This window comes from Roseisolibacter agri (genome assembly GCF_030159095.1).
Classification (GTDB): domain Bacteria; phylum Gemmatimonadota; class Gemmatimonadetes; order Gemmatimonadales; family Gemmatimonadaceae; genus Roseisolibacter; species Roseisolibacter agri.
The window spans coordinates 545,252-558,249 of record NZ_BRXS01000002.1 but is presented as its reverse complement, the minus strand read 5'-3'; the positions used below and the strand labels follow the sequence as shown (position 1 = coordinate 558,249).

The following is a 12,998-nucleotide window of genomic DNA, read 5'->3' as shown; positions in this document are numbered from 1 at the left end:
GTCCTTTGCGTTATGAAGTCAAGGACGCGACTGCCCCTACGGAGGAACCGCCGCGGAGTGTCAGCGCGTCGTGGGAGCCGCCCCCGGCCCGCGCAGCACCTGCCCCGGCTTCGCGCCCGTGTGCTTCCCGTGGTCCAGCACCACCACGCCGTTCACCAGCACCCAGTCGATCCCCGCGGGCGACCGCGTGGGCGCCTCGTACGTCGCGCGGTCGTCCAGCGTCGCGAGGTCGAAGATCGTCACGTCCGCCCAGTTGCCCACCTGGATGGCGCCGCGGCCGGCGAGGCGCATCCGCGTCGCGGGCCACGACGTCATCTTCCGCACCGCCTCCTCCAGCGTGAGCACCTTCCGCTCGCGCACGTAGCGGCTGATGACGCGCACGTGGTTGCCGTAGCTGCGCGGATGCGGGAGCCCCAGCTCGTCCGCCGCGCCCGCGCTCAGCGCGGCGCCCGCGTCGCTGCCGATGCTCGTCCACGGGAAGCGCAGCGCGGTCTCGATGTCCGGCTCGCCCATCATGTGGTAGATCGCCATCACGCGGCCGTTCCCGGCCGCGACCAGATCCCACGCCGCGTCGGCCGGATCCTTCCCCAGCTCCTTCGCGATCGCCGCGAGGCCCTTCCCGTGGAAGCGCGCGCTCTTCGGGTCGCGCGCGTTCGCGAGCACGATGCCGTCCCACCCGCCCGCCGCCTCGACGATGTTCCACCAGCCGGGCGAGCCGGTCGTCAGCTCCTTCTTCAGCCGCGCGCGCACCTCGGGCGACGCGAGGCGCGCCTTCAGCGAGTCGTTGCCGCCCTCGTGCGCCCAGCTCGGGATCGTCGCCTCGAGGCCCGTGCCGCCGGCGGTGTAGACGTACATGTCCGCGGCCACGTCCACGCCGCGCGCGCGCGCCGCCTCGATCGTGTCGCGCACCTCGGCCATCAGCTTTCCCCACCCGGGCCGGTGCGCGACCTTGAGGTGGAAGATCTCGACGGGCAGCCCGCCGCGCTCGCCCACCGCGATCGCCTCGCGCACCGCGCCCACGACGTCGGCGCCCTCGCCGCGGATGTGGCTCGCGTAGAAGCCGCCGTACTGCCCCGCGACCTTCGCCACCTCCGCCAGCTCGTCGGTCTTCGCGTAGCTGCTGGGCGGGTAGATGAGCGCCGTCGTCATCCCCATCGCACCGGCGCGCATCGCGGTGTCCATGATCGCGCGCATGCGCTCCAGCTCCGCGGCGTTCGGCGCGCGGGCCGAGCGGCCGAGCACGGGCACGCGCGCCTGCGTCTCGCTGAAGTACGTGCCGAAGTTGATGCTGATCCCCTGCGTCTCCAGCCGCTGGAAGTAGGCGGGGATCTCCGACGCGGGCACGGGCGTGCCGCCCTCGCCGCCGATCGCCGTCGTCACCCCCATCCCGAGCTTGTTCTCGGCCAGCGGGTTGCGCGGCAGCACGCTTCCCGACTGGTCCATCATGTCGATCCACCCGGGCGAGACGTAGCGGCCGCGCGCGTCGATCTCCGTCTTCCCGCGGCCGCGCACCGTGCCGATGCGCGCGAACTTCCCGTCGCGGATCGCGACGTCGGCGACAATCCACGGATTGCCCGCGCCGTCGAGCACGCGGCCGTTGCGGATCACGACGTCGTACTCTGGGGCGGACGTTGCAGGCGCCTGCGCCGCGAGCGGTGTGGCGACGGCGAGCAGCAGCGCGGCGACGCACGCGCGACGGATGGCGGCGCTCACGGGCGGAACGGCTCCTTCACCGGCAGCGTGAGGTGCGACGGCATGTCGGCCGAGCGGAAGACGCGGTGCGCGGCGGCGCGGAAGTCGGACGCCTTCGCCTCGAAGATGTTGGGCACGAACGTCTGCGGGTTGCGGTCGATGACCGGGAACCAGCTGCTCTGCACCTGCACCATGATCCGGTGTCCCTTCTTGAACCGGTACGCCTGCCCGTGCAGCCCGAACCTCACCGGCGTCGGCTGGTTGGGCACCAGCGCCTCGGGCTTCTCGAACGAGTTGCGGAAGCGCGCGCGGAACACCTCGCCCGAGACCATGAGCTGGTAGCCGCTCATCTTGACGTTCGTCGTGTCCATGTCGGGATAGACGTCGATCAGCTTCACGATCCAGTCGGCGTCGCTGCCGGTGGTGGACGCGAACATCTCCGCCAGCACGTCCCCGGCGATCGTGACGTCCTCGGTGAGCGGCTCGGTCTGCCAGCTCAGCACGTCCGGCCGGTTGTGCACGAAGCGCTGGTCCTCCACCTGCCACGCGCCCCATCCCGAGCCGCGCTCGTCGTACGTCGCCTCGATGGGGCGCGGGCGGTACGGCACCGGCTTGTTGGGATCGGACACGAACTCGTCGAACGCGCGCGTGGTGTCGGCGGCCATCGCGGTCGGCGCCGCGGCACCGGCTGCACCCGCCGCTGCCGGCGGGCTCCACGACAGCGTGCCGTTCGGCCCGAAGTAGAGCGCGCGCTGCTGGATCCCCTGCTTCGGCGGCCAGCTGTCGTAGGTGCGCCACTCGTTCGCGCCCGACTCGAACACCAGCGCCTCGGGCTGCGGCGCGTCGCAGCGGCCGTGCAGCTGGCAGCGGAAGAACGGCGCCTGGATCCGCTCGCGGAAGTACAGCGACGTCGCCGCGCCGAAGTCGATCTTGCCCAGCGTCTTCCCCTCGGCGCGGTTCCAGCCGCCGTGGTTCCACGGGCCGACGACGAGGAAGTTCCTGTTCTGGCGATCCTGCTTCTCGAGCGCCTGGTAGATCGCGAACGGCCCGAAGAAGTCCTCCTGGTCCCACCAGCCGGCGACGTTCAGCGTCGGCACCGTGAGCGGCTTGGTGAGGTAGCGGACGATGGTCTGCTTCTGCCAGAACTCGTCGTACGCGTGATGCTGCGAGAAGTCGGTCCACGTCGGGAGCTTCCCCTGCAGCTTGGCGGTCGCGTTGGCGAGGGGCCCGAGCTTCAGGTACCAGTCGTACGTGTCGTAGGTGTCGAACTTCACCGGCTCGATCTCCTTGCCGGTCTCCATCATCGTCGCGTACTCGTAGCCGTACGACAGCCGGAACGCGCCGTTGTGGTGGAAGTCGTCGCCGAGGAACATGTCGGCGGGGCTGGCCTGCGGGCTGGCGGCGCGCAGCGCGGGGTGCGGGTCGAGCAGCGCCATCGCGGCCGTCCACCCGGCGTACGACACGCCGAAGATCCCCGCGCGGCCGTTGTTGTTCGGGACGTGCTTCACGAGCCAGTCGACGGTGTCGTACGCGTCGCTCGCCTCGTCGATCGCGTTCCTCACCTTCGGGTCGCGCGGCGCGCGCATCATCACGAACTGCCCCTCGGACTTGAAGCGCCCGCGCAGGTCCTGCGCGACGAACACGTAGCCGTCCTGCGCCAGCTCGTAGAGCGAGCGGCCGGGCTGCGTGCCGAGGACCGCGTTCGGCCCCACGCCGTACGGCGTGCGGATGAGCAGGATCGGCACCTTCCCGCTCGTGCGCTTCGGGACGAAGATCTCGGTGTTCAGCCGCACGCCGTCGCGCATCGGGATCATCGCGTTGTAGCGGACGTATCCGGTGTCGGCGGCGACTTCTGGCGCGGGCAGCTGGGCGCGCAGCGGCGCGGCGATGGGCGCGGCGGTCGCGGTGGCGCCGACCAGCAGCGGGACGAGGACGCGAAGGCGGCGTGGCATCGTCGGAGGCGTGGGGGAGGCGATCAGGAGGCGTCGGATGCGGTCGTCAGCGGCGCGGCGCGCGCGCGCCAGAGCAGGTACGCGGGGATGCCCGTGAGCACCGCGGCCACGCCCACCAGCGCGCGCCCCGGCTGCGTGAACAGCGCGTTGAGCACGATCGCCGCGGAGGCGGCCACGAACAGCGCGGGCGTCACCGGGTAGCCGGGCACGCGGAACGGGCGCACCGCGTTCGGCTCGCGGCGCCGGAACGCGAAGATGCACACCGCGCCCAGGCCGTAGAAGATCCAGCCCGTGAACACGACGTAGGTGAGCAGCTGCTCGAAGGTGCCGCTGGCGGCCAGCACCGCGGCCCACACGGATCCCGCGACGATCGCGAACGCCGGCGTGCCGTAGCGCGGGTGCACCTCGGCCAGCTTGCGGAAGAAGACGCCGTCGCGCGCCATCGCGTAGTACATGCGCGGCGTGGTGAGCGTCAGCCCGTTGGCGGCGCTGAACATCGACACCAGGATCACGGCCGCGATCAGCTTCCCGGCCGCCGGCCCGAAGCGCGCGGCCACCGCGGTCGCGGCCACGCGGTCGCTCGCCTGCACCGCGTCGACGCCGATCGCCGCCACATAGGCGACGTTGGCCAGCATGTAGACGCCGATCAGCAGCCCGGTGCCGGCGACGATGGCGCGCGGGAAGGTGCGCTGCGCGTCCTGCGCCTCGCCCGCGGAGAAGGTCACGTACTGCCACCCCTCGTACGCCCACAGCACGCCGATCATCGCGAGCCCCACGCCCGACAGCAGCCCGGGCGTCACCGCGGCCGGCCACACGGGCGCGGCCGCCACACCGCCGCCGCCGGACGCGAGCAGCGCGACGCTCATCACGAGGATCGCGGCCGCCTTGATGCCGGTACTCCAGTTCTGCACGCTCGCGCTCTCGCGCGTGCCGCGCACGTTGATGACGGCGATGAGCGCGATCAGCAGCACGGCGACCACGCGCGCCGCCATCGGCGACAGCTCGACGAACTGGCGCAGGTAGCCGGTGAACGCCACCGCCAGCGTGGCCACCGAGCCCGCGCCGATCACGAGGAACGTCGTCCAGCCGTAGAGGAACGCCGGCAGCGGGCCGAACGCGTCGCGGATGTACGCGTACAGCCCGCCCGCCTCGGGCCGCGACGCGCCCAGCTCTCCGTAGGTGAGCGCGCCCAGGAGCGACAGCACGCCGGCCACCAGCCACACCAGCAGCGCGGGGCCGAGTGCGCCGCCGGTCTGCCGCAGCACCGTGGCCGGCACGATGAAGATGCCCGAGCCGATGACCGTCCCCACCACGATGAGCAGCAGGTCGCGGAACCCGAGCGTGCGGCGGAGGTGGTCCATGGTCGCCTCGTGCGAGAGGGATCGGAACGGGATCGGTCAGGCGCGCTCGCCGCCCGCCAGCGCGGCCGACGCGACGCGCGCCGACTCGGCCAGCACCGCGGCGCCCACGAACAGGCTCGCCTCGGCGGCGTGGTACTGCGGCGTGTGCGCGGGCGTTGGCGCGCCGCCCGGCTCGCGCGCGCCGACGCGCAGGAAGCAGCCGGGGATGCGCTCCATGTAGTACGCGAAGTCCTCGCCGCCCATGTTCGTGATGCCGAGCGGCACGATGGCGTCGGCGCCGAGCAGCGACTCGGCGGCGGTGCGCGCCCACGCCGCCGGCCGCTCGGGGTTCACGATGGGCGGCGGCCCGAGGTCGATGCGGACGTTCGCGGTGAGGCCGTGCGCGGCGGCGATGCCGTCGGCGATGCGGCGCACCTCGCTCGCGAGCAGCGTGCGCGTCGCCGGATCCACCGCGCGCAGCGTCCCGCTCATCGTCGCCCGCTCGGCGATCACGTTGGGCGCGGTGCCCGCCTGCAGCGTCGCGACGGTGACGACCGCCGGGATCGCGGGGTTCACACGGCGCGAGACGATGGTCTGCAGCGCGGTCACGAGCGCCGCCGCGCCCACCACCGGATCGGCCGACTCGTGCGGGCGGGCGCCGTGCGCGCCGCGCCCCAGCAGCTCGACGAAGAAGTCGTCCGCGGCGGCGGCGAGCGGCCCGGCCTGCGCCACGACCTCGCCGACCGCGAAGCGGCGATCGACGTGCGCGCCGAAGATCGCACGGACGTCGTCGAGCGCGCCGCTGGCGAGGATCGCGGCCGCGCCGGTGCCCGTCTCCTCCGCCGGCTGCAGCACGACCAGCACGTCGCCTGCGGCCGGCCGCTCCGCCAGCAGGTGAGCGGCGCCCACCGCCCACGACGCGTGCACGTCGTGCCCGCAGGCGTGCATCACGCCGTCGTGCACCGAGGCGTACTCGAGCCCCGTGGCCTCGTGAATCGGCAGCGCGTCGATGTCGCCGCGCACCGCGACCACGGGCGCGCCCGGATCGCGGCCGCGGATGCGCGCCACGACGCCCGTCCCCGCCACGCGGTCGATGGACGCGGGGCGCAGCGGCGCGAGCGCGCGCTCCAGCGCGCCCGCCGTGCGCGTCTCCGCGAACGACAGCTCGGGATGGCGGTGCAGGTCGCGGCGCAGCGCCACCAGCGCGTCGGCACGGTCGGGCGGGAAGAGCGCGGCCAGCTTCTCGGGGACGTCAGACATGCGCCGCCCTCCGCTCGCCGAACACCTCGCGCCGCACGGTCAGGTCGTCGATGCGGTCCACGTCCACCTGCACGCCGATGCCCGGCCGGTCGAGCGGCACCGCCACCATCCCATCCGCGCTCATCGTCCACTCGGGCGTCACGACGTCCCGCGCCCAGTAGCGCGCGCTCGGCGAGAGGTCGCCCGGCATCGAGAAGTTCGGGAGCGACGCGAGGGCGACGTTGTAGGCGCGGCCGATGCCGCTCTCCAGCATCCCGCCGCACCACACGGGCACGTCGGCGGCCTGGCACACGTCGTGGATCGCGAGCGAGGACGTGAAGCCGCCCACCCGCCCCGGCTTGATGTTGACGATGCGCCCGCTGCCGAGCGTGAGCATGTCGCGCGCGCGGTCGGCGTCGGTGATCGACTCGTCGAGGCAGAGCGGCGTCGCGAGGCGGCGCTGCAGCTCGGCGTGCTGCACCAGGTCCTCGCGGCCCAGCGGCTGCTCGATCATCGTCAGGCCGAAGGCGTCGAGCTGCACGAGATGGTCGGCGTCGTCGATCGTGTAGCCGGAGTTCGCGTCGGCCATGAGCGCGACGTCGGGACCGACGGCGGCGCGCACGGCACGCACGTACTCGACGTCGGCGCCGGGCTGGATCTTGAGCTTGATCTTCCGGTAGCCGGCCGCGCGCGCGGCCAGTGCGCGCTCCACCAGCGCGTCCGGTGTGGCCTGGATGCCGAGCGAGATGCCGGTGGCGATGTGCGTGCGCGTGCCGCCCAGCAGCCGCGCGAGCGGCACGCCGGCGCGCTCCGCCGCGAGCGCCCAGCACCCCATCTCGACCGCGGCCTTGGCCATCGGGTGACCGCGGAAGTCGCGCGCGAGCACGTCGTGCACCGCGCCCGGGCCCGCGATGGGATTGCCCAGCACGCGCGGCGCGACCCACGCGGTGATCGCGTGCCACGCGGTGTCGATGGTCTCCGCGCTGTAGTTGGGCTGCTCGCCGGCGACGCACTCGGCCCACACGCCGATGCCGTCGGCGTCGTGCAGCTCGAGCAGCAGGATGCGCCGCTCGGTGACGACGCCGGACGAGATGCGGAACGCCTCCTTCAGCGGGAGGCGGATCTCGCGCAGCGCGAGCCGCGCGGGGTGCAGCGTCGTGGGCGTGTCGGGCATGAGGAGTGACGAGGGTCAGCGCAGGCGCTCAGCGCAGGCGCGCGGCGAGCCAGTCGACGACGATGCCGAGCGCCTCGGGCTGCACCATGACGGGCGGCGGCAGCTTGCGGTAGTTGCCGGGGAAGCCGTCGGCGTCGACGACGAAGAGGTGGTTGAGCCCGGGCAGCACGCGCGCGGTCACGTCGGGATTGCCGCCGGCCCTGAACGCCGCCTCCTGCTCGACGACCTGCTCGGGCGCGGCCTGCTGGTCGCGCGCGCCGGTGAGGATCAGCACCGGCGTCCTCACCCGGCGCATCGTGGCCGCGGGATCGTGCGTGAGGAAGAACCGCATCCACGGATCGGCGGCCATCATCGCCTCGATGCGCTGCGGGATCGCGGCGATGGCCGAGTCGCGCCTCGCGACGGTGAGCAGCGTATCGTGCTCGTAGAGGTTCTTCAGCTGGAAGGCGAGCGCGCTGCGCGCCGGCTGCGCGACGCCCGCCAGCAGCACGATCCCAGCGAGCGCGGGCTCCTTCTCGGCCACCATCGGCGCGATCACGGCGCCCTCGCTGTGGCCGACCACGCCGAGCTTCCGCGCGTCGATCTCGGGCCGCGTGCGCAGGTACGCCAGGCCCGCGCGGACGTCCTCGGCGAAGTCGGCGCTGGTGGCGCCGCGGAACGTCCCCTTCGACGCGCCGGTGCCGCGGTCGTCCATGCGCAGCACCGCGATGCCGCGGCGGCCGAGCGAGTCCGCGAGCTGGCGGAAGGGGCGGTAGCCCTCCAGGCCGAGCGCCTCGTCGCGGTCCTGCGGACCGGAGCCGGTGATCGTGACGATCGCGCCCACCGGAGCCGCGCGGCTCGCGCCGCGCGGCAGCGTCAGCGTGCCCGCGAGCGTGTGGCCCGCCGGCGTCGTGACGGTGACCTCCTCGGCCACGTACGGCGCGCCGGCGGGCGCGGAGTAGTCGCGCGGCGGGTCCTTGCGGACGGGCTCCTGCGCGCCGACCGTGGCGGCCATCGCGAGCGACAGTGCGGCGAGCGACGAGCGTCGGAGGAAGGGCATGCGGAGCTCCCCGGCCGGCTGGCGGCCCGCGGTGGTGAGTGCGCCCACGATGAATACGCCGCGCGGCGCCGCGGCGTCAGGCCCGCGCCAGCAGGTAGAACCCGCGCCCCGCCGCCGCGTCGTGCACGAAGCGCTCGACGGCGTAGCCGTGCGCGAGCGCCCACTGCAGCGCGTGCCGCCCGGTGGCGCGCCAGTGCGCCGCCCGCGCCGGCGCGGCGTCCTGCACGGCGAGGATGTCGGACGGGATCTCGACGCGCACCCGTGGCGGCATGCCGTGCGCGTGGCGTGCGGGCTCGGCGTCGCGCCCATCGGCGGCGCCGTCGTTGAGGATGGGGGCGTCGTGCGCGACCTCCGCCGCTCGAGGCGACGTCGGAGACTCGCCTCGCTCGGCGAGCGACCAGACGACGATGAAGCGGTCGGTGCCCGAGTCGCCGTGCAGCGCGCTGCCGGTGTCCGTGCCGTACATGTCGGGCACGAACTCGACGACGCGCGCTCCCAGCCGGGTGAGGTTGAAGTGCGCGTTGCGCGCGAGCATGGGATCGTACGTCCAGTACATGCGCGTCGCGCCGGCCGCGCGCACCGCGTCGCGCTGGTGGAGCTTGAGCCGGCGGCCGATCCCGTGGTTCCGGAGGGCGTCGCGCACCGCGAGCATGTCCGACCAGTGCACGACGTCGCCGTCCTCGACGCCCGTCATCCCGAAGACGAAGCCGAGCAGCGTGCCGTCGGCCGCGAAGGCGCCGGTGGCGACGCCGCCCAGCCGCTGCGCGATGCGCAGGATGGTCGCCGGCACCGCCTCGCGGAATCCCTCGCCCCACGTCGCCATCTGCAGCGCGACGCAGGCGGCGTAGTCGTCCGCCGTGCGCAGCGGACGGACGTCGATGTCGTCGGCGGACATCGGCGGCTCAGACGGTCCAGATCTCGGAGAGCACCCGCCGGAAGTTGCCGCCGAGGATCCCCTCGATCTGCGCGTCGGTGTACTTGCGGCGGATCAGCCCTTCCGTGAGGTCGTACATGCGCTTGGGGTGGTCCAGCCCCTCGATGTCGATCTTGTCGCGGAAGCCGTAGCTCCCCTTGTAGCCGGCGCGCAGCTGCTTGTTCAGCTCCGGCGGCATGTCGTCGTAGCCATCGAGGTCGATGTCGCTGCCGACGCCCAGGTGCTCGGGGCCGATGCGCTTCGCGACGTAGTCGAAGTGGTCGAGCGCGTGCTCGATGGTGGTGGGCTCCTTATCGCGCACGAACATGCGCACGCCCGTGATGCCCATGACGCCACCCGACTTCTTCACGGCGAGGATCGCCTCGTCGGCCTTGTCGCGCGGATGGCCGTTGGCGAGCGCGCGCACGTTGGAGTGCGTGATGAGCACGGGCTTCTTCGACACCTCGAAGGCGTCGAGCGTGGTGCGGTCGCCGCAGTGCGACACGTCGACGGCCATGCCGACCCGGTTCATCCGCTCGACGATCGCGACGCCGAAGTCGCTGAGCCCCTCGTCGCGCCGCTCGGTGGAGCCGTTGCCGATCAGATTGCGGCTGTTGTACGTGAGCTGCGCGACGCGCTGGCCGAGGCCGTGGAAGAGGTCGACGTCGTCGGGGCGCCGGAAGTGCTGCGCGTTCTGCAGGCCGAGCAGCACGCCGACCTTGCCGGAGCCCTTCACGCGCCCGAAGTCACCCGGCGAGTCGATGCGCATCAGGCGCTCGTCGTTGCCGGCGATGAACGAGTTCCAGCCGGCGAACCACTGCAGCGCGGTCTCGTACGCGTTGATGCCGCCGAGGCCGATCGCGGGGTGGAAGACGTTGATGCCGGAGTCCCTGAACTTCTGGAACTGCGCGGCGGTGAAGCTCTCGGGGTTCCGCTCCCACTTGGCCTGCTGCGGGAAGTCGAGCGTGAAGGGCGCGAGCATGTCGATGACGACGGAGCGCTGCACGAGCGCGATGGCGCGCGCCGAGTAGTCGCGGCCGGCGCTGCCGAACAGCCGGAAGCGCCCGCGGTTGAGCATCGGGGCGGCGATGCCGGGCGTCACGGCGAGGGCGGCGCAGGCACCGGCGGCGAGCTGCACGAACGCGCGGCGGGAGACGGGATCCTGTGCGGACATGCGCGGAGCTCGGGAGGAGGGGACGCTCGGCGGGCGACACTGTATACAGTGTTGCGTACAACCTACGAGGCGGCGTGGCGGCTCGCAATGCAGAGAGGCCGGCAAGGGTGCGCCGGACCCCTGTGACCATTGGTGAGGCTACGGATGCTCCGGATACGACGGATCAGACGGATCGCTCCGCGTGGCGGCGACGCGCCGTGCTCAACGAGGAGCGATCCGCAGCATCCGCATCATCCGAAGCATCCGTAGTCCCCCCATAGGCCAACAGGTCCGGCGCGCCGACGCATCCCGGATTCGAGATCCGCAGCCCACAGCCGCCGCTCACCAGCTCCCGCGCTCCCCCAGCGCCTCGATCACCCGCCCCAGCCGGCCCGCCGCGTTGCGCCAGTTGGTGTCCACCGCCGCGTGCGCGGCCTGCGGCTCGCCGGCCTCGATGTGCCGGATGATCGCGTCGTGCTCCGCCACCGACGTGTCGATCTCGTCGACCAGGCTGCTGATGTAGAGGCGGACGTAGCGCTCGCTCTGCGGCTTGATCGCGTCGTGCAGCGCCAGCAGCCGCGGCCCGCCGCCGCCCTCGACGTACGCGTGGTGGAACGCGGTGTCCGAGTCGAAGAGCCGCATCGGATCGGGGCGCTCGCCGTGCGCCGCGTCGGCCAGCTCGCCGTTCAGGCGCCGCAGCGTCCGCACGAGCGCGGTGCGCGCGGGCGCCGGCAGCTCCGCGGCCTGGCGCGCCGCGAGCGCCTCCAGCTGCCCGACGATGTGGAACAGCTCGCGCGCGTCGTCCTGCGTCAGCGGCGCGACCACCAGCCGCTGCTCGCGCGTCCCCTCCGCCGCGACGATGTAGCCCTCCTGCTGCAGGCGGTGCAGCGCGCTGCGCGTGGGCGTGCGGCTGACGCCGAGGCGGGCCGCGATGTCGCTCTCCACGATGCGGGTGCCGGGCGCCAGCCGCCCGCGCACGATCAGCTCGCGCAGCTGGGCGTACGCGCGGCCCACGCTCTCCCCACGACCGGCGGTCGCGTCGCCGCGCGAGGCGGCACGAGCGGCGGCAGGGCGGGCGGTCGTGGCGGCGCGGGGCGAGCGGCTGGTGGGCGACACCGGTGCAGCGGATCGGGTGAACGTCATGTCATGACGGCGAGCGCCGCATGGTTAACGGCGTGCACGCGTGGCGCCAAGCGCCCCGCGCGCGGCATCGCCTTGCGGGTCGGCGCCCCGGGCAACATACTCGCCGCCGCGAGTTGTATCCAGCTTTGTGTACAGTGCCTCCCCTGTCCCCTCCCGCCCCTCGCACGATGCGACGGCGTTCCCCTGGCCCGCACGCGACGCGCATCTTTGCCGCGCTCCTCGCGTGCATGGCGCCCCTCCTCCTCCCGCAGGCCGCGTACTCGCAGGGCGCGCAGCTCCCGCCGGCGGTCGAGCTGCACGTCCCCAAGCCGCCCACGGTCGCCGTCGGCGACGGCGACGCGTTCCTCGTCTACGAGCTGCACGTCACCAACCTCGCGGCCGCGCCGCTCGCGCTGCGCCGCGTCGAGGTGCTGGCCCCCGGCACCGACGCGCGCGTGCTGCTCGCGCTGGCCGACAGCGCGCTCGGACGCGCGCTCACCCGGCCCGGCGTCGCGCCGCCGCCCGCCCTGCTCGAGCGCGCGCGCATCGGCGGCGGGCTGCGCGGGGTCACCTTCCTCTGGGTGCCCGTGGACGGCCGCACGCCGCCCGCCACGCTCCGCCACCGCCTCACCGTCGCGGTGGGCGACAGCGGCGCTCCGCAGACGATCGACGGGCCGCCCGTGCCCGTGACCACCAGCGCCGTCGTCGTCGGCCCGCCCCTGCGCGGTGGCAGCTGGCTCACCGCCAACGGGCCGGCGGCCGAATCCGGGCACCGCCGCGCGCTCGTGCCCGTGGACGGCAACGCGTCGATCGCGCAGCGGTTCGGCATCGACTACCTGATCGTCGACGACAGCGGCCGCACGTACGTCGGCGACCGCCTGAAGAACGAGAGCTACCACGCCCACGGGAAGGACGCGATCGCCGTCGCCGACGGCATCGTCGCGGCGACGAAGGACGGCATCCCAGAGAACGTGCCCGGCGGCCGCGCGGTGCCGATCACGCTCGAGACGGTCGGCGGCAACCACGTGATCGTCGACATCGGCGGTGGACGCCACGCGTTCTACGCGCACCTGAAGCCCGGCTCCCTGCGCGTGCGCCAGGGCGACCGCGTGCGACGCGGCCAGGTGCTCGGCCTCGTCGGCAACTCGGGCAACTCCACCGAGCCGCACCTGCACTTCCACGTCAGCGACGGCCCGTCGCCGCTCGGCGCGCAGGGCGTGCCGTACCTGCTCGACACGTTCCAGGTGGTGGGACAGTGCCGCCGGCTGATCGCCGAATGCACGCGCGCCGCCACGCCCGAGACGCGGCGGCGCGAGATGCCGCTGGCCAACATGCTGCTGCGCTTCCCCGAGCGCTGAGGCGCGCCGACGAGCG

Annotated in this window: 10 protein-coding genes; 1 reads left to right on the top strand and 9 read right to left on the bottom strand. The window is 73.3% G+C overall.

Annotated elements, in window-relative coordinates:
- Positions 1–60 precede the first annotated feature (60 nt).
- From rosag_RS07290 to rosag_RS07250, 9 genes are all read right to left on the bottom strand, one after another.
- The gene (locus tag rosag_RS07290; RefSeq protein ID WP_284349403.1) at positions 61–1,713 is read right to left on the bottom strand and encodes an N-acyl-D-amino-acid deacylase family protein; all 1,653 of its coding nucleotides are present in this window, start codon (positions 1,711–1,713) and stop codon (positions 61–63) included.
- Positions 1,710–3,644, bottom strand: a complete 1,935-nt coding sequence (locus rosag_RS07285) for a CocE/NonD family hydrolase (RefSeq protein WP_284349402.1) — start codon at positions 3,642–3,644, stop codon at positions 1,710–1,712. The genes rosag_RS07290 and rosag_RS07285 overlap by 4 nt, the downstream gene beginning before the upstream one ends.
- Before the next feature lie 23 nt (positions 3,645–3,667).
- On the bottom strand, positions 3,668–5,005 hold the full coding sequence (locus tag rosag_RS07280; protein ID WP_284349401.1) for an APC family permease: 1,338 nt from the start codon (positions 5,003–5,005) through the stop codon (positions 3,668–3,670).
- Positions 5,006–5,041: 36 nt separating this feature from the next.
- Positions 5,042–6,244 carry a M20 metallopeptidase family protein gene (locus rosag_RS07275; RefSeq protein ID WP_284349400.1) on the bottom strand — a complete coding sequence of 401 codons (1,203 nt, stop codon included), beginning with the start codon at positions 6,242–6,244 and terminating at the stop codon, positions 5,042–5,044.
- Positions 6,237–7,397: an o-succinylbenzoate synthase gene (gene menC / locus rosag_RS07270; RefSeq protein ID WP_284349399.1), complete on the bottom strand. Its 1,161-nt coding sequence runs from the start codon at positions 7,395–7,397 to the stop codon at positions 6,237–6,239. Before menC ends, rosag_RS07275 begins: the two co-directional genes overlap by 8 nt.
- A 28-nt stretch (positions 7,398–7,425) precedes the next feature.
- Positions 7,426–8,436, bottom strand: a complete 1,011-nt coding sequence (locus rosag_RS07265; protein WP_284349398.1) for an alpha/beta hydrolase family protein — start codon at positions 8,434–8,436, stop codon at positions 7,426–7,428.
- Between the two features lie 76 nt (positions 8,437–8,512).
- A complete protein-coding gene (locus rosag_RS07260) occupies positions 8,513–9,331 on the bottom strand; it encodes a hypothetical protein (protein WP_284349397.1) in 819 nt (272 codons plus the stop codon).
- Positions 9,332–9,338: 7 nt separating this feature from the next.
- Positions 9,339–10,523, bottom strand: a complete 1,185-nt coding sequence (locus rosag_RS07255) for a dipeptidase (protein ID WP_284349396.1) — start codon at positions 10,521–10,523, stop codon at positions 9,339–9,341.
- A 321-nt stretch (positions 10,524–10,844) separates the two neighbouring features.
- Positions 10,845–11,618, bottom strand: a complete 774-nt coding sequence (locus rosag_RS07250) for a GntR family transcriptional regulator (protein WP_284349395.1) — start codon at positions 11,616–11,618, stop codon at positions 10,845–10,847.
- Between the two features lie 254 nt (positions 11,619–11,872).
- Here rosag_RS07250 and rosag_RS07245 point away from each other — a divergent pair, with 254 nt between their 5' ends.
- Entirely contained in the window at positions 11,873–12,982 is a 1,110-nt protein-coding gene (locus rosag_RS07245) for a M23 family metallopeptidase (protein WP_284349394.1), read from the top strand.
- Positions 12,983–12,998 lie beyond the last annotated feature (16 nt).

Excerpts from the sequence above, each read along its gene's own strand:
- rosag_RS07285 (WP_284349402.1), bottom strand. The coding sequence starts at position 3,644 with ATGCCACGCCGCCTTCGCGTCCTCGTCCCGCTGCTGGTCGGCGCCACC.
- rosag_RS07280 (WP_284349401.1), bottom strand. The coding sequence starts at position 5,005 with ATGGACCACCTCCGCCGCACGCTCGGGTTCCGCGACCTGCTGCTCATC.
- rosag_RS07275 (WP_284349400.1), bottom strand. The coding sequence starts at position 6,244 with ATGTCTGACGTCCCCGAGAAGCTGGCCGCGCTCTTCCCGCCCGACCGT.
- menC (WP_284349399.1), bottom strand. The coding sequence starts at position 7,397 with ATGCCCGACACGCCCACGACGCTGCACCCCGCGCGGCTCGCGCTGCGC.
- rosag_RS07265 (WP_284349398.1), bottom strand. The coding sequence starts at position 8,436 with ATGCCCTTCCTCCGACGCTCGTCGCTCGCCGCACTGTCGCTCGCGATG.
- rosag_RS07260 (WP_284349397.1), bottom strand. The coding sequence starts at position 9,331 with ATGTCCGCCGACGACATCGACGTCCGTCCGCTGCGCACGGCGGACGAC.
- rosag_RS07255 (WP_284349396.1), bottom strand. The coding sequence starts at position 10,523 with ATGTCCGCACAGGATCCCGTCTCCCGCCGCGCGTTCGTGCAGCTCGCC.
- rosag_RS07245 (WP_284349394.1), top strand. The coding sequence starts at position 11,873 with ATGGCGCCCCTCCTCCTCCCGCAGGCCGCGTACTCGCAGGGCGCGCAG.